Source organism: Tritonibacter sp. SIMBA_163 (assembly GCF_046535935.1).
Classification (GTDB): Bacteria; Pseudomonadota; Alphaproteobacteria; order Rhodobacterales; family Rhodobacteraceae; genus Epibacterium; species Epibacterium scottomollicae.
In genome coordinates, this window is record NZ_JAWJBP010000403.1 from 1 (window position 1) to 275 (window position 275).

The window sequence follows — 275 nt, forward strand, 5'->3', positions numbered from 1 at the left end:
GGAAAAATGTCATTTATATATGATTTGCTCAAGACCAAGGATTACAATTAATCCAAAAAAACTAGACATAAATAATGAAAGAATTTCGGGAAGTTTTATTATTGATAAAGGGGAAATAAAGGATGAAGTACCTTTTAATGTTGCCAATCCTCCTGAACTAAACATTAAAGATTATAAACTTGATTTCCCTTATACGAACATTGATTTTTTAAATGAAAAAGGAGAAGTAGTATCTGGTGGAAAATCAGCACTTCTATTTCCAATATTACAAACAG

At 28.7% G+C, this 275-nt stretch carries 1 protein-coding gene; it reads left to right on the top strand.

Annotated features, from left to right (window positions below; all coding sequences use genetic code 11):
* A partial coding sequence (locus R0J92_RS22900) for a hypothetical protein (RefSeq protein ID WP_411053357.1) occupies positions 1 to 275 on the top strand: 275 nt, incomplete at both ends.